We start from the raw sequence: 19,950 nt of genomic DNA, 5'->3' as shown, positions 1-19,950 counted from the left end.
ATGCGCCGCCTTCTGACGTTCCTCTGCGCCCTGTGCCTGGCCCTGCCGGCGCTGGCCGAGCGCAAGATCAGCTTCGGCGAGCTGGACGTGCACTACAGCGCCTTCAACTCCAGTTTCCTGCAACCGGAAATCGCCAACGCCGTGGGCCTGCCCCGCAGCAAGACCCGGGGCATCCTCAACGTCGCCGTGCTCAAGGCCGGCCAGGCGAGCCATGCCAAGGTCAGCGGACAGGTCACCGACCTGATCGGCAAGAGCCGCCCCCTGGATTTCCGCGAGGTCAACGAAGGGGGCGCCATCTACTACCTGGCGCAGTTCCCCATTGACCAGCAGGAGGTGCTGCGCTTCGCCATCCAGGTGCAGGCAGGCGAAGGCAGCGTGAACAGTTTCGAATTCACCCAGGAAGTCTTCCCCGACCCATGATGCCCTTTCCCGAACTCGTCCTCGCCAGCCACAACCCCGGAAAGCTCAAGGAACTCCAGGCCATGCTCGGCGACGCCGTGCGCGTCCGCTCGGTGGCCGAGTTCAGCAGCCACGAGCCGGAGGAGACCGGACTGAGCTTCATCGAGAACGCCATCCTCAAGGCCCGCCATGCCGCGCGGGTCTCCGGCCTGCCGGCGCTGGCCGACGACTCCGGCCTGGCGGTGGACGCCCTGGGCGGCGCCCCGGGCATCTATTCGGCGCGCTACGCCGATGGCCGGGGCGACGCCGCCAACAACGCCAAGCTGCTGGAGGCGCTCAAGGACGTCCCGGACGCCGAGCGCGGCGCCCAGTTCGTCTGCGCCCTGGCCCTGCTGCGACACGCCGAGGACCCTCTGCCGATCCTCTGCGAGGGCCTCTGGCACGGTCGCATCCTGCATGCCCCGCGGGGCGAGCACGGCTTCGGCTACGACCCGCTGTTCTGGGTGCCGGAGGCCAACTGCTCCAGCGCCGAACTACCGCCGGCCGAGAAAAACCGCCTGAGCCACCGCGCCCGCGCCATGGCGCAGCTGCGCCAGCGCTTGGGACTGGCGTGAGCCGCAGGCCCTCAGCCCCGCCCCCTCTCCCAGGGGGTGGGGGGCACGCGGCGAGCGCCTCGCCCGCCGGGCGAGGGGTTGGGGAGAGGGAAACGGCCTTCCAACTGCCCCCCCTGGCCCTCTACGTCCACATCCCCTGGTGCGTGCGCAAGTGCCCGTACTGCGACTTCAACTCCCACGCCGCCGGCGCCGAGCTGCCGGAAGAGGCCTACGTGGACGCCCTGCTCGCCGACTTGGAAGCGGATCTCGCGCAGGTCCACGGTCGTGAGCTGATCTCCATCTTCTTCGGCGGCGGCACCCCCAGCCTGTTCTCCGCCCGCGCCCTAGGCCGCCTGCTGGAGGGCGTGGAAAGGCGCGTACCCTTCGCCGCGGACATCGAGATCACCCTGGAGGCCAACCCCGGGACCTTCGAGCAGGCCAAGTTCCGCGACTATCGACAGCTCGGCATCAACCGCTTGTCGATCGGCATCCAGAGCTTCCAGGAGGCCCAGCTCAAGGCCCTCGGGCGCATCCACGACGGCGCCGAGGCAATCCGCGCGGCGGACATGGCGCGGGCCGCCGGCTTCGACAACTTCAATCTCGACCTCATGCACGGCCTGCCCGGGCAAAGCGTGGAAGACGCCCTGGCCGACCTGCGCACCGCCATCGCCCAGACCCCGACCCATCTTTCCTGGTACCAGCTGACCCTGGAGCCGAACACGGTGTTCTGGAACCAGCCGCCGGCCCTGCCCGAGGACGACGTGCTCTGGGACATCCAGGAGGCCGGCCAGGCGCTGCTCGCCGAGCAGGGCTACGCCCAGTACGAGATCTCCGCCTACGCCCGCGCCGGCCGGCGCGCCCGGCACAACCTCAACTACTGGACCTTCGGCGACTTCCTCGGCATCGGCGCCGGCGCCCATGCCAAGCTGAGCGCTCCGGACGGACGCATCCGGCGCACCTGGAAGACCCGCCTGCCGAAGGACTACCTGGCCCCCGGCAAGCGTTTCCAGGCCGGCGAGCGGCTGCTCGAGGCGGACGAGCTGCCCTTCGAGTTCCTGATGAACGCCCTGCGCCTCACCGAGGGGGTACCCGCCACGCTGTTCCCCGAGCGCACCGGCCTGCCACTCGGCCAGCTCGCCGCCGCACGCCACGAAGCCGAGCGCCGCGGCCTGCTGGACAGCGACCCGGAGCGTCTGGTGGCCACCCCGCGCGGTCAGCTGTTCCTCAACGATCTGCTGCAGCTGTTCCTCGCCTGAGGCCGGGCGTTTCGTCGAGCCGACCACATTCGCGCCACCCGGCGACTCGGCAGGGGCGTCCCGAGGCCTTAAACTCGCCCCTTTCGACTAGCGCCAAGGAACCGCATGGACCTGATACTCGACCTGATCGCCACCCTGTCCCGCTGGACGCGCGGCCATCTCCACGACATCTCCCTGGCCATCATGGCCACCCTGCTGGTGCTGTTCGGGCCGGGCATCAACGCCTGGGTGCAGCAGCGCATCGGCGGGCTGAACTTCGTGTTCCGCACCCTGCTGTTCGTGATCCTCTGCGCGGTGGGCTACGGGCTGGCGATCATCTTCCTCACCCCCTGGCTGGCCAAGGGCCTCAACTACTTCAACAACTACGCGCTGGCCCCGGTGCTGCTGCTGGTGTTCTTCCTGATCGGAGTGATCGCCGATCGCAACTAGCGCGCGCCGCTGCCCGATCCGGCCGCGGCGGCGCCTCGCCAGGACCAGCTCCGCGCCCAGGACTGCACCATGATTCGTCCCTACCTGCCCACGGACGGCGACGCCGTACTGGACATATGGCTGAAGGCCTCCATCCAGGCCCACGACTTCGTGCCGGCGAGCTTCTGGCGCGAACGATTGCCCGCCATGCGCGAACACTATCTGCCCCAGGCCGAGACCCTGGTGCTGGAGGAAAACGGGCGCGTGGTCGGTTTCGCGTCGCTGCATGGGCAGCGCCTGGCCGCGCTGTTCGTCAGCCCGAAGGCGCAGGCTCGCGGCCTGGGCCGCCTGCTGCTGGATGCGGCCAAGCGCCGCCGCGCCAGCCTCGAACTGAGCGTCTACCGCGCCAATGCCCGGGCGCTGGCCTTCTACCGGGCCGGCGGCTTCGTGACGGTCAACGAGACATGCGACCCGCACACCGGCCAGCCCGAACTGACGATGCGCTGGTCGCGCGGCTGAGGCCGGCTCAGTTGCCCTCGCGGCGCAGCGCCTGCGGGGTGAAGTCGCGCGGGCTGAGGGCCACCTGGAAGTCGTACATCGGCTCGTTGTTGTCCAGGCCATCGACGAAGTAGCGACCGCCGACGAAGTCGTAGATGGTCTCCAGGGTGCTACCGAACATGGGCACCTCGTAGTAGCTGATCGGATGGCTCTCCTGCAGACCGACCAGCTCGCCGCGCCTGTCGTAGAGGTCGACGAGGAGGATCTGCCAGCTGTCCTCGTCGAGGTAGAAGCGGCGCTTCGCGTAGGGGTGGCTGAAGCCGGTGCGCAGCTGCGCCTCCACCACCCAGACGCGGTGCAGCTCGTAGCGCAGCAGTTCGGGATTGACGTGCCTGGGCTGGAGGATCTCCGCATAGGGCAGGCCCTGGCGGTGCACCGCGTAGCTGTTGTAGGGCACCAGCATCTCGCGCTTGCCGAGCAACTGCCACTGGTAGCGGTCCGGGGCGCCGTTGTAGGTGTCCACCTGGTCGGCGAAGGCCATGCCGTTGGTGTCCGGCTGCGGGCTGTCGTAGGCGAGCATCGGCAGGCGGCGCACCCGCCGTTCGCCACGGTTGAAGCGCCAGGCCTTGCGGATCGCCAGCACCTGGTCGAGGGTCTCCTGCACCACCAGCGCCGAGCCGGCCACCCTGGCCGGCGCCACCACCCGGTACTTGTAGTAGAACAGGGTGTTGTCCAGACCCTGCGGGGTCATGCCCTCGCGACCGTAGACGAAGTAGATGTGGCGGTCCAGCTTGAGCAGGTTGTAGCTGCCGTTGGCGAGCACCGCGGCCTGGTTGGTGAGCATGTGGATCTGCTCGCCGCGGTAGCGCATCACGTGGTTCCAGATTGCCTCCTGGCCGTCCTGCGGCAGCGGGAAGGGAATCCCCGCCGCGGCGCCCTGCACGCCGTTGCCACCGGCGATCAACTCGGCATGCTCCGCGTTGTAGCGGGTCGCCGCGTAGATGCGCTGCGGCGCCGCCGCACTGCGGCGGGTCGGCAGCACCCGCAGGCGGTAGTCCGGCTGGCGCTCGAGCAGGCGCTGCAGGCCGGGGGCCAGCAGCTCGCGGTAGCGTTCCAGGTTGTCGCGATCGACCGTGTAGAGCACGGGGTCGGAGGCGTAGGGGTCGGGATGGTGCATGCCCGGCCGGTAGCCGGGGATCGGCCTGTCCAGGCCGCCCTCCCAGGCCGGGATGCTGCCGGCGGCGTTACCGGCGCGCTCGGCGCCCAGCGGGGTGAGATCGCGGCCGAGCCGCTCGGCCTGTTCAGGGCCGACCTTGGCATGCGCCGGCAGCATGGCCAGCGCCAGCAGCAGAAGGGTGAGCGATTTCAAGACGGATACTCCTTCGCAGCGACGCCCTGGCGTCGCTCCAGCCTCGTTGGTCATTGTGATTGTGTTGGCGTGCGCATCCGGCGCGCGGGCATGTTAGGTCCGCGTGCCGGCGCTGTCTCGCCTGCGAGGAGGGATTGCGAAGGATTCCGGACGACCGGTTGGTCAGTCGATGCGTTGGAACTTGAGGTCCCAGACGCCATGCCCGAGGCGCTCGCCGCGGCGCTCGAACTTGGTCACCGGGCGCTCCGCCGGGCGCGGCACGTAGCGGCCGTCGGCGGCCAGGTTGCGGTAGCCGGGGGCGGCACTCAGCACCTCGAGCATGTGCTCGGCGTAGGGCTCCCAGTCGGTGGCCATGTGCAGCACGCCGCCAACGCGGAGCTTCTGGCGCACCAGTTCGGCGAACGCCGGCTGAACGATGCGCCGCTTGTGGTGACGGGCCTTGTGCCAGGGATCGGGGAAGAACAGCAGGACGCGCTCCAGGCTGGCGTCGGGGACGCACTGGCGCAGAACGTCGATGGCGTCGCAGCTGTAGATGCGCACGTTGGTGAGACCCTGCTTGAGCAGGCCGTTGATCAGCGCGCCGACGCCCGGCTTGTGCACCTCGACGCCGATGAAATCCTGCTCGGGCGCCGCCGCGGCCATCTCCAGCAGCGACTGGCCCATGCCGAAGCCGATTTCCAGGGTGCGCGGCGCCTGGCGGCCGAACACCCTGTCGAAGTCCTGCAGGCCGGCATCCAGCTCCAGCCCGAAGCGCGGCCAGCCCTCGTCGAGGGCGCGCTGCTGGGCCTCGGTGATGCGCCCGGCGCGCATCACGTAGCTCTTGATGGTGCGCAGGCGGGGTTGCTGCTGTTCGGGAGTGATCTGGGTCTCGGTCATGGGACAACTCGGGCGGAAGGTGCGCGGGGGCGACGCACGCCACCCCCGCCTGGGAATGTGGAACTCAGCGGATCAGGCCTTCCAGCGGCGACGAGGCGCTGGCGTAGAGCTTCTTCGGCATGCGCCCGGCCAGGTAGGCGAGGCGCCCGGCCTCGATGGCGTGCTTCATGGCCCGGGCCATCAGCACCGGATCCTGGGCGTGGGCGATGGCGCTGTTCATCAGCACCGCGTCGCAGCCCAGCTCCATGGCGATGGTGGCGTCGGAGGCGGTGCCCACCCCGGCATCCACCAGCACCGGCACCGTGGCCTCCTCGAGGATGATGCGCAGGTTGTAGGGGTTGCAGATACCCAGGCCGGTGCCGATCAGGCCGGCCAGCGGCATTACCGCGACGCAGCCGATCTCCGCCAGGCGGCGGGCGATCACCGGGTCGTCGCTGGTGTAGACCATCACGTCGAAGCCTTCCTTGACCAGCACTTCGGCGGCCTTAAGGGTCTCGACCACGTTGGGGAACAGGGTCTTCTGGTCGGCCAGCACCTCCAGCTTGACCAGCTTGTGGCCGTCGAGCAGCTCGCGGGCCAGGCGGCAGGTGCGCACCGCGTCCTCGGCGGTGTAGCAGCCGGCGGTATTGGGCAGGATGGTGTATCGGTCCGGGGAGATCACGTCCAGCAGGTTCGGCTCGCCGGAGGTCTGGCCGATGTTGGTGCGGCGCACCGCGACGGTGACGATCTCCGCCCCCGAGGCCTCGATGGCCGCGCGGGTCTCGTCGAGATCCTTGTACTTGCCGGTGCCGACCAGCAGGCGCGACTGGTAGGTGCGGCCGGCCAGGGTGAAGGGCTTGTCGGTGCGAACTTGGCTCATCGGGAATCCTCTTGCTAGGCAGGTAGAGCGGATGGAGGTGGTGCGGAGCGGGCAGGCACCCCGCCCATCAGCCGCCGCCGATGGCGTGGACGATCTCGATCCGATCGCCCTCGCGCAGAAGGGTGCGGGCATGTTCGCTGCGCGGCACGATGTCCAGGTTCAGCTCCACCGCCACGCGCTTGCCGGTCAGGTCCAGGCGCGCGAGCAGGTCGGCCAGGCTGTCGCCTTCGGGCAGCTCGTAGGGTTCACCGTTCAGTTGAATACGCATGGCTGGCGATCACCGGAGGGAAGGGCCGGCATTCTAGCGCCATAGACGCCGGCGGACCAAGGCACGGGGCGCGGCAGCTGACGCACGGGTCAGCTTATCGCAGCAGATTCCAACCGGCGATCCCCAGGCTCAGCCAGCCGCCCAGGAAGGACACGCCGCCGAACGGGGTGATGGCGCCAAGCGCCCGGGTGCCGGTCAGCGCCAGCAGGTAGAGGCTACCGGAGAACAGCAGGATGCCCAGCACGAACAGCCCGCCGGCCGCCAGCAGCGCCCTGCCGGGCGCGTGCAGGCCGAGCAGCACCACGGCGAGCAGCGCCAGGGCGTGGACCATCTGGTAGTGCACCCCGGTCTGGAACACCGTCAGCAGCTCGGCGCTCAGTTGGCCCTTCAGGCCATGGGCGGCGAAGGCGCCGAGGGCCACCGCGGTGAAGCCGAAGAAGGCGGCCAGCAACATCAGGATACGCAGCATGCTCGATTCTCCTCGGGGAAGATGCCGGTCGGACGAAAAGCGCCCGCTATAATGGCCGCCTCCCGCTTCCAGGCCAAGGCGTCACATGCGCGCACTCCTGTTCCGCTTCTTCAAGCTCCTGCTCTGGGCGATGGCCGCCAGTGCCGCGCTGGTTCTGGTGCTGCGCTGGGTGCCGCCGCCGGGCAGCGCGCTGATGGTGGAGCGCAAGATCGCCTCCTGGATCGATGGCCGGCCGATCGACCTGCAGCGCCGCTGGCGGCCCTGGGCCGAGCTGCCGGACAGCCTGAAGATGGCGGTGATCGCCGGCGAGGACCAGAAGTTCGCCAGCCACTGGGGCTTCGACGTCGACGCCATCCGCCAGGCCATCGCCCACAACGAGCGCGGCGGCTCGCTGCGCGGCGCCAGCACCCTCAGCCAGCAGGTGGCCAAGAACCTCTTCCTGTGGTCCGGGCGCAGCTGGGCGCGCAAGGGCCTGGAGGCCTGGTTCACCCTGCTGATCGAGCTGTTCTGGCCGAAGCAACGGATCCTCGAGGTGTACCTGAACAGCGTCGAGTGGGGCGCCGGGGTGTTCGGCGCCGAGGCCGCCGCCCGCCACCACTTCGGCATCGGCGCGCCCTACCTGTCCAGCGTGCAGGCCAGCCAGCTCGCCGCGGTGCTGCCCAACCCGCACCGCTGGAGCGCCAGCCGCCCGGATTCCTACGTGCTGCGCCGCTCCGCGTGGATCCGCCAGCAGGTCCGCCAGCTCGGCGGCAGCGGCTACTTGGCGCGCCTCGACCCGAACAGGCCGGCCTGGCTGCGGGCCGCGCTACCCTAGGGCCGGAGCGGCGCCACCTGGAGCAGGTCGAGACGGCCGTCGGTGTAGAACAGGGTCAGCCCGGCCTGCGGGTAGAACCAGGCCTCGCCGCCTTCCGGCAGGCGGAAGCGCACCCGCGGCGCGCCCAGGCTGGCGCTCAGGCGCTCGGCGCGGACCTCCTGCTCGGGCTTGAGCAGCAGCCCGGCTAGGCGGTGTCCGCCCAGCTGGTCGAGCAACGCGTCGCTGAGTTCCTGCGGTTCGTCCTCGGCGCGGGCCCCCAAGGCATCGAGCAGGCTGGCGCGCTCGCGGTCGCTAAGCGCCAGCTCGGCTTCCAACCTCCAGCGCGCGGCTCCGTCCCGCCAGTCGGCGCGGTACAACAGGCGCGGCCCCGCCTCACCCCGCGGCGCCAGCCACAGGCGACCGGCCACCCGCTCGCGCAGGCGCCGCACCTCGAGCTCGCCGCCGGCCAAGGGGACGAACAGCGCCTGCTGCCAGTCGTCCAACCAAGGCAACGGCTCGGCCTGCCGCTGCGGCCACTGCCGCCACAGGCTCCAGACGCAGACGGCAAGCACGACGGCATAGATCAGCAGTCGGACGGGGCGCAGGGCGGACGACGGCATGGGGGTTCTCCACATAGCAAAAAGCCGCACCAAGGTGCGGCTTTTCCGGAGTGTCGGGCCACTTAGGCGACGATGCAGCCCTTGAGCTTGTTCATCGCGTTCTTCTCCAGCTGGCGAATGCGCTCGGCGGAGACGTTGTACTTGGCGGCCAGCTCGTGCAGGGTGGCCTTCTCCTCGGCCAGCCAGCGCTGGTAGAGGATGTCGCGGCTACGCTCGTCGAGCCCCTCCAGGGCTTCGTGCAGGCTGGCGCTGGAGCTGTCGCTCCAGTCGGAATCCTCCAGCTGGCGGGCCGGGTCGTAGCGATGGTCTTCCAGGTAGTAGGCCGGGGACTGGTAGGCGCTCTCGTCGTCGGCGTCGGCCGCCGGGTCGAAGGCCATGTCCTGACCGCTCAGGCGGCTTTCCATCTCGCGCACTTCATGGGGCTCGACGCCCAGGCTCTCGGCCACGGCGTTGACTTCGTCGTTGTTCAGCCAGGCCAGGCGCTTCTTCTGGCTGCGCAGGTTGAAGAACAGCTTGCGCTGCGCCTTGGTGGTGGCCACCTTGACGATGCGCCAGTTGCGCAGGATGAACTCGTGGATCTCGGCGCGGATCCAGTGAACCGCGAAGGACACCAGGCGCACGCCCATTTCCGGGTTGAAGCGCTTCACGGCCTTCATCAGGCCGACGTTACCTTCCTGTATCAGGTCGGCCTGGGCCAGGCCGTAGCCGGAGTAGCTCTTGGCGATGTGCACCACGAAGCGAAGGTGGGCGAGAACCAGTTTGCGGGCCGCTTCCAGATCCTGCCGGTAGTAGAGGTCTTCCGCCAGCTCGCGCTCCTCTTCGGCGCTCAGCAGCGGAATGCTGTTCACCGTATGCACGTAGGCTTCGAGGTTGGCCCCCGGCGCCAAGGCATAGACAGGTTGCAGAGAAGTGGTCATGCGAATCCTCCGATTCTTGAACTCTCGAGTTCAGTATGTCGACTAAGACCCGAAATCTGACTCAGAGTTCAAAAACAGCCAAAACGGGGCGGAGCAAGAACTTACTACTTCGGCGCCAGCTCGCTCAAGTGCCGCGCCACCGCCAGCCAGGCACCTATGTAACCAAGCAATACGGCGCCCAGCACCAGCGACAGGCCATCCGCCGTCGGCACCCCGGCCAGGGCGAAGTCGCTGCCGTACAGACCGGCCAGGCGCACCACCGCGCCGTTCAGCCAGTCCAGGCTGTAGGCCAGCACCGCCCAGGCCAGCAGGCCGGCGCCCAGGCCGTAGAGCGCGCCCATGTAGAGGAAGGGCCGGCGCACATAGCCGTCGGTGCCGCCGACCAGCTTGATCACCTCGATCTCGCTGCGGCGGTTCTCGATGTGCAGGCGGATGGTGTTGCCGATCACCAGCAGCAGGGCCAGCACCAGCAGCAGGGCCAGACCGAACACGAAACGGTCGCCGAGCTTGAGGATGGCGCCGAGGCGCTCGACCCACAGCAGGTCGAGCTGCACCTGGTCGACCTTGGGCAGCTCGGCCAGGCGCTGGCGAATCATCTCCAGGGCGACCTTGTCGATTTCCCTGGGGGTAACCAGCACGCTGCCGGGCAGCGGGTTCTCCGGCAGGTCCTTGAGCGCCTGGCCGAGACCGGACTGCGCCTGGAACTGCGCCAGAGCCTGCTCGCGGCTGATCCACTCGGCAGCGGCCACGTCCGGCATGCCGGCGATCTCCTCGCGCAGCCGCTCGCCGTCGGCGTCGCTGGCGTCCAGCTTGAGGTACACGGAGATCTGCGCGGCGCTCTGCCAGGAGCCACCGAGGCGCTCCAGGTTGTTGAGCAGCAGCGCCAGGCCCATGGGCAGGGCCAGGGCGATGGCGATCACCAGACAGGTGAAGAAGCTGCCGACCGGCTGACGGGCCAGCCGGCGCAGGCTGTCCACCAGGCTGGCGCGGTGGCTTTCCAGCCAGGCGTGGAACAGCTCCTGGAAGCTCGGCTCGTCGGACCGGCGCTGCGGCGCGGCCCGCTTCGGCGCTGCGCCGAGGCGTTCGGCGGTCTTCTGTGCCTGTTGCGGATTCTGCGTTGCGCCCATCAGGCTGCCTCCCCGTCGCCGATCAGGCGACCGCGTTGCAAGGTCAGCATGCGGTGCCGCATGCGGGCGATCAGCGCCAGGTCGTGGCTGGCGATCAACACGGTGGTACCGAGCCGGTTGATGTCCTCGAACACTCCCATGATCTCCGCGGCCAGGCGCGGGTCGAGGTTGCCGGTCGGCTCGTCGGCGAGCAGCAAGGCCGGGCGGTGCACCACGGCGCGGGCGATGCCGACGCGCTGCTGCTGGCCGGTGGACAGGTCGGCGGGATACTGCTCGGCCTTGTCGGCCAGGGACACCCGCTCCAGGGCGGCGCCGACCCGCTTGGCGATCTCCGCCTTGGGGAGGCCGAGGATCTGCAGCGGCAGGGCGACGTTGTCGAACACGCTGCGGTCGAACAGCAGCTGGTGGTTCTGGAACACCACGCCGATCTGCCGGCGCAGGAAGGGGATCTGCGCGGTGGTGATCTGCGCCAGGTCCTGGCCGGCGAGCAGCAGCTTGCCGGAGGTAGGCCGCTCCATCGCCAGCAGCAGGCGCAGCAGGGTGCTCTTGCCGGCACCGGAATGCCCGGTGACGAACAGGAACTCGCCGCGCCGCACGCGGAAACTCAGTTCATGCAGGCCCACATGGCCATTGGGGTAACGCTTGCCGACCTGCTCGAATCGAATCATGCACGCTCCCGCTCTGCGAAAAGGGCTTGAACGAAGGCTTCGGCCTCGAAGGTGCGCAGGTCGTCGATGCCCTCGCCGACCCCGATGTAGCGGATCGGCAGGCCGAACTGCTTGGCCAGGGCGAAGATCACCCCGCCCTTGGCGGTGCCGTCCAGCTTGGTCAGCGCCAGGCCGGTGAGGTTCACCGTCTGGTCGAACTGCCTGGCCTGGTTGATCGCGTTCTGTCCGGTGCCGGCGTCGAGCACCAGCAGCACCTCGTGGGGCGCCGTCTCGTCCAGCTTGCCGATCACCCGGCGGACCTTCTTCAGCTCCTCCATGAGGTTGTCCTTGGTGTGCAGACGCCCGGCGGTGTCGGCGATCAGCACGTCGATGCCGCGGGCCTTGGCGGCCTGCAGCGCGTCGAAGATCACCGAGGCGGAGTCGGCGCCGGTATGCTGGGCGATCACCGGAATGCCATTGCGCTCGCCCCACACCTGCAGCTGCTCCACGGCGGCGGCGCGGAAGGTGTCGCCGGCGGCGAGCATCACCTTCCTGCCTTCCTGCTGCAGCTTCTTGGCCAGCTTGCCGATGGTGGTGGTCTTGCCGGCGCCGTTCACGCCGACCACCAGGATCACGTAGGGCTGGTGCCCGGGATCGATCCGCAGCGGCTGCTCGACCGGCTTGAGCAGCGCGGTCAGCTCGTCCTGCAGGGCGCGGTAGAGGGCGCCGCTGTCGGCCAGTTCCTTGCGCGCCACGCGCTTGGTGAGGTTGCCGATGATCGCCGTGGTGGCCTCGACGCCGACGTCGGCGGTCAGCAGGCGGGTCTCCAGCTCGTCGAGCAGGTCGTCATCGATGGCCTTCTTGCCGAGGAACAGGCTGGCCATGCCCTCGCCGAGGTTGGCGCTGGTCTTCGCCAGGCCCTGCTTGAGGCGGGCGAAGAAACCCAGCTTGGGCTCGGACTTGGATGCTGAGGGAGCTTCCGGCTGGGGCGCGGCGGGCTCCGCCGCGGCCACGGGCACCGGAGCCTCGGGCTGCGCCGCTGGGGGCTCGAGCGGCTGCGGGGCAGCGGCCTCCCGGACGGGCTCGGCCGCTACGGGTTCTGCGGAGGCCTCGGGCTGCACCACGGGCGCTTCCGGCGCCGGGGCGCTCTCGGCCGGGGCGGCCGGCTGCGACTTGCGGCGCATCCAGCCGAACAGGCCTTTCTTCTCTCCGGGCGCTGCCGGGTTCTTCTTGTCGTCGTTGGAACCAAACATGTGGACGGCTATCTCAAGGGAGCGGCCGACCGGGGAGCCTGTGCGCAGTTTCGCGACAGTTCCGGGCATGGCCGCCGGGAAAACGAACCAGTATCCTAGCACCTCCTCGCCTGCCGGCGCTAAGCCCGCCGGGGCTCGTCTGACAAGGTCGTCCCATCCATGAAAATGACTGCCCGTCGCACGGCCGGACTGCTGTTCGCCTTGCTTTGTCTGCCCCTCGTCCTGCTCGCCGCCGAGCCCCAGGCCACCCACGAGTTCAGCCTGGACAACGGCCTCAAGGTCATCGTCCGCGAGGATCACCGTGCCCCGGTGGTGGTCTCCCAGGTCTGGTACAAGGTCGGCTCCAGCTACGAGACGCCCGGGCAGACCGGCCTGTCCCACGTGCTCGAGCACATGATGTTCAAGGGCAGCGCCAAGCTCGGCCCCGGCGAGGCCTCGCGCATCCTCCGCGAGCTGGGCGCCGAGGAGAACGCCTTCACCAGCGACGACTACACCGCCTATTACCAGGTGCTGGCCCGCGACCGCCTGGCCGTGGCCCTGGAGATGGAGGCCGACCGCATGGCCAGCCTGCGCCTGCCGCCCGAGGAGTTCGCCCGGGAAATCGAGGTGATCAAGGAGGAGCGCCGCCTGCGCGTCGACGACAAGCCCAACTCCCTGGCCTACGAGCGCTTCAAGGCGATCGCCTACCCGGCCAGCGGCTACGGCATCCCGACCATCGGCTGGATGGCCGACCTGGAGCGGCTGAGCGTCGAGGATCTGCGCCGCTGGTACGAGAACTGGTACGCCCCGAACAACGCCACCCTGGTGGTGGTCGGCGACGTCACCGCCGAGGAGGTGAAGGCCCTCGCCGAACGCTGGTTCGGCGCCATTCCGCGGCGCGCCCTGCCGCCGGCCAAGCTGCCCCTGGAACTCGCCGAGCCCGGCGAGCGGCGCCTGACCCTGCACCTGCGCACCCAACTGCCGAGCCTACTGATGGGCTTCAACGTGCCGGGCCTGGCCACCGCCAAGGAGGCCCGCGAGGCGCACGCCCTGCGGCTGATCGCCGCCCTGCTCGATGGCGGCTACAGCGCGCGCCTGCCCACCCGCCTGGAGCGCGGCGAAGAGCTGGTTTCCGGCGCCTCGGCTAGCTACGACGCCTTCAAGCGCGGCGACAGCCTGTTCATCCTGAGCGCCACCCCCAACGTGCAGACCGGCAAGACCCTGGAGCAGGTGGAAGCCGGCCTCTGGGCCCAGCTCGAGGAGCTCCAGCAGACTCCGCCGAGCCGCGAGGAGCTGGAACGGGTACGCGCCCAGGTGATCGCCGGGCTGGTCTACGAGCGCGACTCGATCAGCCAGCAGGCCAGCACCATCGGCCAGTTGGAGACCGTCGGCCTGTCCTGGCGGCTGATGGATGAGGAGCTGGCCGCCATCGAGGCGGTGACCCCCGCCGACATCCAGCAGGCCGCACGCCGCTATTTCAAGCGCGAGCGCCTGACCGTCGCCCACATCCTGCCCGAGGAGTCCCGTCATGAGTGAGCGTAAAGGCCTGCGCCAGGGGCTGGTCCTGTTGATCAGCCTGCTGCTGCTCGCCGCCCTGACCCTGCTGGCCAGCCGTCAGGCGGCGCAGCCCGGCAGCCCGGTCGCGGCGCATGACCAGGACAGCACCAAGGCCCGCCTGGAAAGCCTCGCCGGGCTCAACGGCCAGGCGCCCAACCGCCGCGCCCTGCAGATCCACAGTTGGACCACCGCCGAGGGCGCCCGGGTGCTGTTCGTCGAGGCCCGCCAGCTGCCGATGTTCGACCTGCGCCTGACCTTCGCCGCCGGCAGCAGCCGCGACGGCGACCAGCCCGGGCTGGCCATGCTGACCAACGCCATGCTCAACGAGGGGGTGCCCGGCAAGGACGTCACCGCCATCGCCGCCGGCTTCGAGAACCTCGGCGCCGAGTTCGGCAACGGCGCCTACCGCGACATGGCGGTGGTCAGCCTGCGCAGCCTGAGCGACCCGGCCAAGCGCGAGCCCGCCCTGGAGCTGTTCGCCCAGGTGGTCGGCCAGCCCAGCTTCCCCGAGGACGCCCTGGCGCGCATCAAGAACCAGACCCTCGCCGGCTTCGAATACCAGAAGCAGAATCCCGGCAAGCAGGCCAGCCTGGCGCTCTTCAAGCGCCTCTACGGCAGCCATCCCTATGCCCATCCCAGTGAGGGCGACGAGGCCTCCATCCCGCCGATCAGCACGGCCCAGCTGCGCGACTTCCACGCCCGCGCCTACGCCGCCGGCAACGCGGTGATCGCCCTGGTCGGCGACCTCTCGCGCAGCGAGGCCGAGGCCATCGCCGCCCAGGTTTCCGCGGCCCTGCCCAAGGGCCCGGCGCTGCCGCCGCTGCCACAGCCGGAAGCCCCGCAGCCGGGCCTGCAGCACATCGAATTCCCCTCCAAGCAGACCCACCTGCTGCTCGCCCAGTTGGGCATCGACCGCCGCGACCCCGACTACGCGGCGCTCAGCCTCGGCAACAGCATCCTCGGCGGCGGCGGCTTCGGCAGCCGGCTGATGGAGGAAGTCCGCGAGAAGCGCGGGCTGACCTACGGCATCTACTCCGGGTTCAGCCCCATGGCGGCGCGCGGGCCCTTCATGATCAACGTGCAGACCCGCGCCGAGCTGAGCGCCGGCACCCTGGAGCTGATCAAGCAGCTGCTCGCCGACTACCTGCGGGAAGGCCCGACCCAGCAGGAGCTGGACGACGCCAAGCGGGAGATGGCCGGCAGCTTCCCGCTGACCACCGCGAGCAACGCGGACATCGTCGGCCAACTGGCGGCCATCGGCTTCTACGACCTGCCGCTGACCTACCTGGAAGACTTCATGGCGGAGGTCCAGGCCCTCAGCGTCGAACAGGTCAAGGCAGCCATGGCCAGGCATCTGGACCCCGAGTCCTTGGTGATCGTCAGCGTCGGCCCCACGGTCGAACAGCAGCCGCTGCCGCCGCCCAGCGATGCCCCCGCGGAAGCGCCCCTCGGCGTACCGGAGCACTGATGGCCAGACGTCCCGCGAAACCGTCGCGCAGCCACGGTGGCCAGGGCCAGGTACGGATCATCGCCGGGCAGTGGCGCAGTCGACGCTTCCCGGTGCCTGAGGGCCCCGGCCTGCGCCCCACCCCGGACCGTGTCCGCGAAACCCTGTTCAACTGGCTGGCCCCCTACGTGGAAGGCGCCCGGGTGCTGGACCTCTTCGCCGGCAGCGGCGCCCTCTACCTGGAAGCGCTGTCCCGCGGCGCCGCCGAGGCCCTGGCCCTGGACAGCAACCCGGCGGCCATCGCCGCCCTGCGCCAGACCCTCCAGCTGCTCGGCTGCCGCCACGGCCAGCTGCACCAGGGCGACGCCCTAGGCTACCTGGCGAGCCAGCCGGCGCGGCCCTTCGATCTGGCGTTCCTCGACCCGCCGTTCCACCAGAACCTGCTGCTGCCAGCCTGCCAGCTGCTGGAACAACGTGGCTGGCTGGCGCCACGGGCGTGGATCTACTGCGAGAGCGAAAGCGCGCCCTCGAGCCTCGGCCTGCCGGGCAACTGGCGCCTGCACCGCGAAAAGCAGGCCGGCCAGGTGCACTACTCGCTGTGGCAGCGCGGCAGCGCGGCGGACGCCGCCGACCAGTAACGGCAGCGCCGGCGCGGCCTACACTGCTGGCTGTTACCGCTTGCCAAGCCGAACCATGAACAGCACTGCCGCCTTCCGTCCCGCCTGGTGGCTGCCCGGGCCGCACCTGCAGACCCTCTGGGCGCCCTTCTTCCGCCGCCCGCCGCAGCTGGAGCGGCGGCGCGAGCGCCTGTGGCTGGAAGACGGCGACTTCCTCGACCTCGACGGGTACGGCCCGCACGAGGCCGCGGCGCCCCTGGCGCTGATCCTCCACGGCCTGACCGGCTCCTCGCAGTCGCACTACGTGCTCGGCCTGCAACAGCGCCTGGCCGAACGCGGCTGGGCCAGCGTGGCGCTGAACTGGCGCGGCTGCTCGGGGGAGCCCAACCTGCTGCCGCGCGGCTACCATTCCGGGGTCAGCGAAGACCTGGCCGCGGTGATCGCCCACCTGCGCGCCTGCCGGCCGCTGGCGCCGCTCTACGCGGTGGGCTATTCCCTGGGTGGCAACGTGCTGCTCAAGTATCTCGGGGAAAGCGGCGCGGACTGCGGCCTGCGCGGCGCCGTGGCGGTCTCGGTGCCGTTCCGCCTGGACCAGTGCGCCGACCGCATCGGCATTGGCTTCTCGCGGGTCTACCAGCGCCACTTCATGGCCGAGATGGTCGCCTACGTGCGGCGCAAGCAGCAGCACTTCCGCCGGCTGCGCGCCGAAGAGCACCTGGCCGCCCTGGAGCGCCTCGGCCCGCTGCACGGGCTGCGCACCTTCTGGGACTTCGACGGGCGGATCACCGCCCCGCTGCACGGCTTCGCCGACGCCGCGGACTACTACCGGCGTGCCTCGAGCCGCTACTACCTGGGCGGCATCCGGGTGCCGACCCTGATCATCCAGGCCGCCGACGATCCCTTCGTGTTCCGCCACAGTCTGCCGGAGCCCGGGGAGCTGGCCGCGACCGTGCACTTCGAGCTGCACCCGCGCGGCGGCCACGTGGGCTTCATCGAGGGCTCGCCGCACCGCCCGGGGTTCTACCTGGAGCGGCGCATCCCCGCCTGGCTGGCGGCCTGCGTTCAGGCCGCCGGCGATTCCTCCGCCAGCACCCGTTCCAGCGGCACGTGCAGCCGGCGGTACAGCGCATCCACCGCGACACGCGCCGACGGCGCCAGATAGCCGCCCTCCAGGGCCAGCACCTGGTAGATGCCGCGGCGCATCAGGTCCTCGCTGAGGGCGCCGGGGTCGGCGCGGGTGGTGCTCAGGAAGCGCACCCAGGAGGTCATGATGATCCAGCTGTTGAGCACCAGGGCCTCGAGCTGCTCCTCGCTCATCAGCAGGATGCCGGCCGCCACGAAGCCCCGGTAGATGGCCGTGGCACCATGCATGCAGCGCCGCGCGAACAACCGGTAGCGCGCCGCCAGGGCCGGGTCGGCGTCCAGCAGGTGCTCCAGGTCGCGGTGCAGGAAGCGGTAGGCCCACATCTCGGCGAGCAGCGCCTCCAGGTAGAAGGTTTTGTCCTCGATGGCCATGGCGCGGCCCTCGGGCACCTGGAGGATGGCGTCGACCCGCGCCTCGTAGGCGGCGAACAGCTCGGCGATGATCGCTTGCTTGTTGCGGAAGTGGTAGTAGAGGTTGCCCGGCGAGATGCCCAGATGAGCGGCGATGTGGTTGGTGGTGACGTTGCGCTCCCCCTGGCGGTTGAACAGCTCCAGGCTGGCCTGGAGGATGCGCTCGCGGGTCTTGATGGCGGCCATGTCTCGGTTCACTGTGAAAGGCTGGCGGGCAAAGGTACAGGCAAACGGCTGCGGCATGTTACCCCGGGCCGCCCGACGCCCGGCGCCGGCCGTTACCCCGCGGGGCCTCCGGTACAGGCGCTCCAGCATTTCGTTGGGCTGCCTCCGGAGCGCCTGGGAGTGCATGCTGTTTGACACTTTAGAGTAATTGCTCCAAAAATCCGCGTACCACAACAATCAGACGGTCCGTCGAGGAGCCGCACCATGGTCGCCGAAATCTCCCACCTGCAGCAGACCCAGCAGCAGATCAGCGAGCTGGAGAGCCTGTTCCAGCAACAACGCGCGGCCTTCCGCGCCAACCCCATGCCCTCCGCCGAGCAGCGCATCCAGTGGCTGAAGTCGCTGCGCCAGCTGCTGCGCGACGAGCAGCAGACGCTGATCGAGGCGATCAACCGGGACTTCAGCAACCGCTCGGCCGACGAGACCCTGCTCGCCGAGCTGATGCCCTGCCTGCAGGGCATCCACTACGCCAGCAAGCGCATCAAGCGCTGGATGAAGCCCTCGCGCCGCGCGGTGGGTCTGGCCTTCCAGCCGGCCACGGCCAAGGTGGTCTACCAGCCCCTCGGCGTGGTGGGGGTGATAGTGCCCTGGAACTACCCGCTGTTCCTCTCCGTGGGCCCGCTGACCGGCGCCCTGGCGGCCGGCAACCGGGTGATGATCAAGATGAGCGAGTCGACCCCGACCACTTCCCAGCTGATCAAGGAGCTGCTGGCGCGGATCTTCCCCGAGGACCTGGTGTGCGTGGTGCTCGGCGAGGCGGACGTCGGCGTGGCCTTCTCCCGGCTGCCCTTCGACCACCTACTGTTCACCGGCGCCACCAGCATCGGCCGCCACGTGATGCGTGCCGCCGCCGAGAACCTCACCCCGGTGACCCTGGAGCTGGGCGGCAAGTCGCCGGCCATCGTCAGCGCCGACGTGCCCCTGGCCGACGCCGCCGAGCGCATCGCCTTCGGCAAGTGCCTGAACGCCGGACAGACCTGCGTGGCCCCGGACTACGTGCTGGTGCCGCGGCCACGCCTGGATGCCTTCGTCGAGGCCTACCGCCAGGCGGTGCTGCGCTTCTACCCACGCCTGGAGAACAACCCGGACTACACGGCGATCATCAACGAGCGCCAGCTGCAGCGCCTGCAGGGCTACCTGAGCGACGCCGAGAGCAAGGGCGCCACCCTGATCCCGCTCTACCCCCAGGGCCAGGGCCGGCGCCTGCCCCACACCCTGGTGCTCAACGCCCGCGACGACATGAAACTGATGCAGGAGGAGATCTTCGGCCCGCTGCTGCCGATCATCCCCTACGACCGCCTGGAGGACGCCTTCGCCTACGTCAACGAGCGCCCGCGGCCCCTGGCGCTCTACTACTTCGGCTACGACAAGGCCGAGCAGCAGCGCGTGCTGCACGAGACCCACTCCGGCGGCGTGTGCCTCAACGACACCCTGCTGCACGTCGCCCAAGACGACCTGCCGTTCGGCGGCATCGGCCCCTCGGGCATGGGCCACTACCACGGCCACGAGGGCTTCCTGACCTTCAGCAAGGCCAAGGGCGTGTACGTCAAGCAGCGCTTCAACGCCGCCCGGCCGATCTACCCGCCGTACGGCAAGCTGCTGCAGAAGCTGGTCTACAAGCTGTTCATCCGCTGAAGCGGCCCGCAACCTCAGGTGACCACAAGAATGACAGACACCACTCTCGACGACGCCGGCCTGTCCCGGCGCAGCCTGCTCAAGATCGGCCTGCTGGGCACGGCCTTCCTGGCCACCGCCGGGGTCGCCGCCAGTCTCAGCGGCTGCTCCTCCGACGGCCCAGCCGGCGGCATGCGCGTCCTGCGCCAATCCGACCTGCCGTTCCTGCGCGCCGTGCTGCCGGTGATGCTGGCCGGGGCGGTGGCCGCCGAGCGCATGCCCCAGGCAGTGGAGAGCTGCCTGGCGCGCCTCGACTACACCCTCGACCACCTGTCCCCGGAAATGCTCAAGCTGACCCGCCAGCTGTTCGACGTGCTGGCCCTGCCGGTCACCCGCGGGCCGCTCACCGGAGTCTGGGGCAGTTGGGAGAAGGCCAGCCGGGAGGACATCCTGGCCTTCCTGGCACGCTGGGAGAACAGCGTCCTGAACCTGCTGAAGATGGGCCACGCCTCGCTGCAGCAGTTGGTGATGATGGCCTGGTACGGCAGCCCGGAATCCTGGCAGCACTGCGGCTACCCCGGACCGCCGAGCATCTGAGCCGGCCA

At 69.7% G+C, this 19,950-nt stretch carries 23 protein-coding genes; 12 read left to right on the top strand and 11 right to left on the bottom strand.

Features of this window, described 5'->3' with window-relative positions; genetic code table 11:
• The 5 genes from H165_RS0108725 (at window position 1) to H165_RS0108705 (ending at window position 3,175) form a co-directional block, all read left to right on the top strand.
• Window positions 1–420, top strand: a complete 420-nt coding sequence (locus tag H165_RS0108725) for a DUF4426 domain-containing protein (protein WP_017938546.1) — start codon at window positions 1–3, stop codon at window positions 418–420.
• Window positions 417–1,013 (top strand): RdgB/HAM1 family non-canonical purine NTP pyrophosphatase, encoded by a 597-nt coding sequence (gene rdgB / locus H165_RS0108720; protein ID WP_017938545.1) that lies wholly within the window; start codon window positions 417–419, stop codon window positions 1,011–1,013. Before H165_RS0108725 ends, rdgB begins: the two co-directional genes overlap by 4 nt.
• Window positions 1,010–2,248 carry a radical SAM family heme chaperone HemW gene (gene hemW, locus H165_RS0108715; protein WP_081609339.1) on the top strand — a complete coding sequence of 413 codons (1,239 nt, stop codon included), beginning with the start codon at window positions 1,010–1,012 and terminating at the stop codon, window positions 2,246–2,248. Before rdgB ends, hemW begins: the two co-directional genes overlap by 4 nt.
• 105 nt (window positions 2,249–2,353) lie before the next feature.
• Window positions 2,354–2,677: a DUF3392 domain-containing protein gene (locus H165_RS0108710; RefSeq protein WP_017938543.1), complete on the top strand. Its 324-nt coding sequence runs from the start codon at window positions 2,354–2,356 to the stop codon at window positions 2,675–2,677.
• Between the two features lie 69 nt (window positions 2,678–2,746).
• Window positions 2,747–3,175: an N-acetyltransferase gene (locus H165_RS0108705; RefSeq protein WP_017938542.1), complete on the top strand. Its 429-nt coding sequence runs from the start codon at window positions 2,747–2,749 to the stop codon at window positions 3,173–3,175.
• A gap of 7 nt (window positions 3,176–3,182) precedes the next feature.
• Here the strand turns inward: H165_RS0108705 and H165_RS0108700 are convergent, their stop codons facing one another.
• The 5 genes from H165_RS0108700 to H165_RS0108680 all read right to left on the bottom strand — a co-directional run bounded on the left by H165_RS0108700 (window position 3,183) and on the right by H165_RS0108680 (window position 6,995).
• The gene (locus H165_RS0108700; protein ID WP_420493619.1) at window positions 3,183–4,487 is read right to left on the bottom strand and encodes a DUF1329 domain-containing protein; all 1,305 of its coding nucleotides are present in this window, start codon (window positions 4,485–4,487) and stop codon (window positions 3,183–3,185) included.
• A gap of 198 nt (window positions 4,488–4,685) precedes the next feature.
• On the bottom strand, window positions 4,686–5,399 hold the full coding sequence (trmB, locus tag H165_RS0108695; RefSeq protein ID WP_017938540.1) for a tRNA (guanosine(46)-N7)-methyltransferase TrmB: 714 nt from the start codon (window positions 5,397–5,399) through the stop codon (window positions 4,686–4,688).
• A 64-nt stretch (window positions 5,400–5,463) separates the two neighbouring features.
• Window positions 5,464–6,258: a thiazole synthase gene (locus tag H165_RS0108690; protein ID WP_017938539.1), complete on the bottom strand. Its 795-nt coding sequence runs from the start codon at window positions 6,256–6,258 to the stop codon at window positions 5,464–5,466.
• Between the two features lie 67 nt (window positions 6,259–6,325).
• On the bottom strand, window positions 6,326–6,526 hold the full coding sequence (thiS, locus tag H165_RS0108685) for a sulfur carrier protein ThiS (RefSeq protein WP_017938538.1): 201 nt from the start codon (window positions 6,524–6,526) through the stop codon (window positions 6,326–6,328).
• Between the two features lie 94 nt (window positions 6,527–6,620).
• The gene (locus H165_RS0108680; protein WP_017938537.1) at window positions 6,621–6,995 is read right to left on the bottom strand and encodes a DUF423 domain-containing protein; all 375 of its coding nucleotides are present in this window, start codon (window positions 6,993–6,995) and stop codon (window positions 6,621–6,623) included.
• Between the two features lie 85 nt (window positions 6,996–7,080).
• On the opposite strand from H165_RS0108680, the gene mtgA reads away from it, so the two are divergent.
• Window positions 7,081–7,809 (top strand): monofunctional biosynthetic peptidoglycan transglycosylase, encoded by a 729-nt coding sequence (mtgA, locus tag H165_RS0108675; RefSeq protein ID WP_017938536.1) that lies wholly within the window; start codon window positions 7,081–7,083, stop codon window positions 7,807–7,809.
• Here mtgA and H165_RS0108670 read toward each other — a convergent pair.
• The 5 genes from H165_RS0108670 to ftsY form a co-directional block, all read right to left on the bottom strand.
• Entirely contained in the window at window positions 7,806–8,408 is a 603-nt protein-coding gene (locus H165_RS0108670; protein WP_017938535.1) for a hypothetical protein, read from the bottom strand. The two genes, mtgA and H165_RS0108670, sit on opposite strands and share 4 nt — an antisense overlap.
• Window positions 8,409–8,470: 62 nt before the next feature.
• Window positions 8,471–9,325 carry an RNA polymerase sigma factor RpoH gene (gene rpoH / locus H165_RS0108665; RefSeq protein ID WP_017938534.1) on the bottom strand — a complete coding sequence of 285 codons (855 nt, stop codon included), beginning with the start codon at window positions 9,323–9,325 and terminating at the stop codon, window positions 8,471–8,473.
• A 104-nt stretch (window positions 9,326–9,429) separates the two neighbouring features.
• Window positions 9,430–10,452: a permease-like cell division protein FtsX gene (ftsX, locus tag H165_RS0108660; protein WP_017938533.1), complete on the bottom strand. Its 1,023-nt coding sequence runs from the start codon at window positions 10,450–10,452 to the stop codon at window positions 9,430–9,432.
• The gene (ftsE, locus tag H165_RS0108655; RefSeq protein ID WP_017938532.1) at window positions 10,452–11,120 is read right to left on the bottom strand and encodes a cell division ATP-binding protein FtsE; all 669 of its coding nucleotides are present in this window, start codon (window positions 11,118–11,120) and stop codon (window positions 10,452–10,454) included. Before ftsE ends, ftsX begins: the two co-directional genes overlap by 1 nt.
• A complete protein-coding gene (gene ftsY / locus H165_RS0108650; RefSeq protein WP_017938531.1) occupies window positions 11,117–12,352 on the bottom strand; it encodes a signal recognition particle-docking protein FtsY in 1,236 nt (411 codons plus the stop codon). Before ftsY ends, ftsE begins: the two co-directional genes overlap by 4 nt.
• A 159-nt stretch (window positions 12,353–12,511) precedes the next feature.
• Between ftsY and H165_RS0108645 the strand changes: the two genes are divergently transcribed.
• Genes H165_RS0108645 through H165_RS18480 form a run of 4 tightly spaced genes read left to right on the top strand, consistent with a single transcriptional unit; the run spans window position 12,512 to window position 17,114 of the window.
• Complete coding sequence (locus tag H165_RS0108645; protein ID WP_026146480.1) at window positions 12,512–13,867, top strand: M16 family metallopeptidase; 1,356 nt, start codon at window positions 12,512–12,514, stop codon at window positions 13,865–13,867.
• A complete protein-coding gene (locus H165_RS0108640) occupies window positions 13,860–15,356 on the top strand; it encodes a M16 family metallopeptidase (RefSeq protein WP_017938529.1) in 1,497 nt (498 codons plus the stop codon). Before H165_RS0108645 ends, H165_RS0108640 begins: the two co-directional genes overlap by 8 nt.
• The gene (gene rsmD / locus H165_RS0108635) at window positions 15,356–15,973 is read left to right on the top strand and encodes a 16S rRNA (guanine(966)-N(2))-methyltransferase RsmD (protein ID WP_017938528.1); all 618 of its coding nucleotides are present in this window, start codon (window positions 15,356–15,358) and stop codon (window positions 15,971–15,973) included. Before H165_RS0108640 ends, rsmD begins: the two co-directional genes overlap by 1 nt.
• Window positions 15,974–16,028: 55 nt before the next feature.
• Window positions 16,029–17,114 (top strand): hydrolase, encoded by a 1,086-nt coding sequence (locus tag H165_RS18480; protein ID WP_017938527.1) that lies wholly within the window; start codon window positions 16,029–16,031, stop codon window positions 17,112–17,114.
• On the opposite strand, the gene H165_RS0108625 is transcribed toward H165_RS18480, so the two are convergent.
• Entirely contained in the window at window positions 17,015–17,692 is a 678-nt protein-coding gene (locus tag H165_RS0108625) for a TetR/AcrR family transcriptional regulator (RefSeq protein WP_017938526.1), read from the bottom strand. The two genes, H165_RS18480 and H165_RS0108625, sit on opposite strands and share 100 nt — an antisense overlap.
• Before the next feature lie 243 nt (window positions 17,693–17,935).
• Between H165_RS0108625 and H165_RS0108620 the strand changes: the two genes are divergently transcribed.
• Both H165_RS0108620 and H165_RS0108615 read left to right on the top strand, forming a co-directional pair.
• Entirely contained in the window at window positions 17,936–19,366 is a 1,431-nt protein-coding gene (locus tag H165_RS0108620) for a coniferyl aldehyde dehydrogenase (RefSeq protein WP_017938525.1), read from the top strand.
• A gap of 30 nt (window positions 19,367–19,396) precedes the next feature.
• Window positions 19,397–19,942 carry a hypothetical protein gene (locus H165_RS0108615; protein WP_017938524.1) on the top strand — a complete coding sequence of 182 codons (546 nt, stop codon included), beginning with the start codon at window positions 19,397–19,399 and terminating at the stop codon, window positions 19,940–19,942.
• Window positions 19,943–19,950: the final 8 nt, after the last annotated feature.

Source organism: Pseudomonas thermotolerans DSM 14292, from assembly GCF_000364625.1.
GTDB lineage: Bacteria > Pseudomonadota > Gammaproteobacteria > Pseudomonadales > Pseudomonadaceae > Aquipseudomonas > Aquipseudomonas thermotolerans.
Note: the sequence above shows the minus strand (reverse complement) of the source record. Positions and strands in the feature narration are given on the sequence as shown.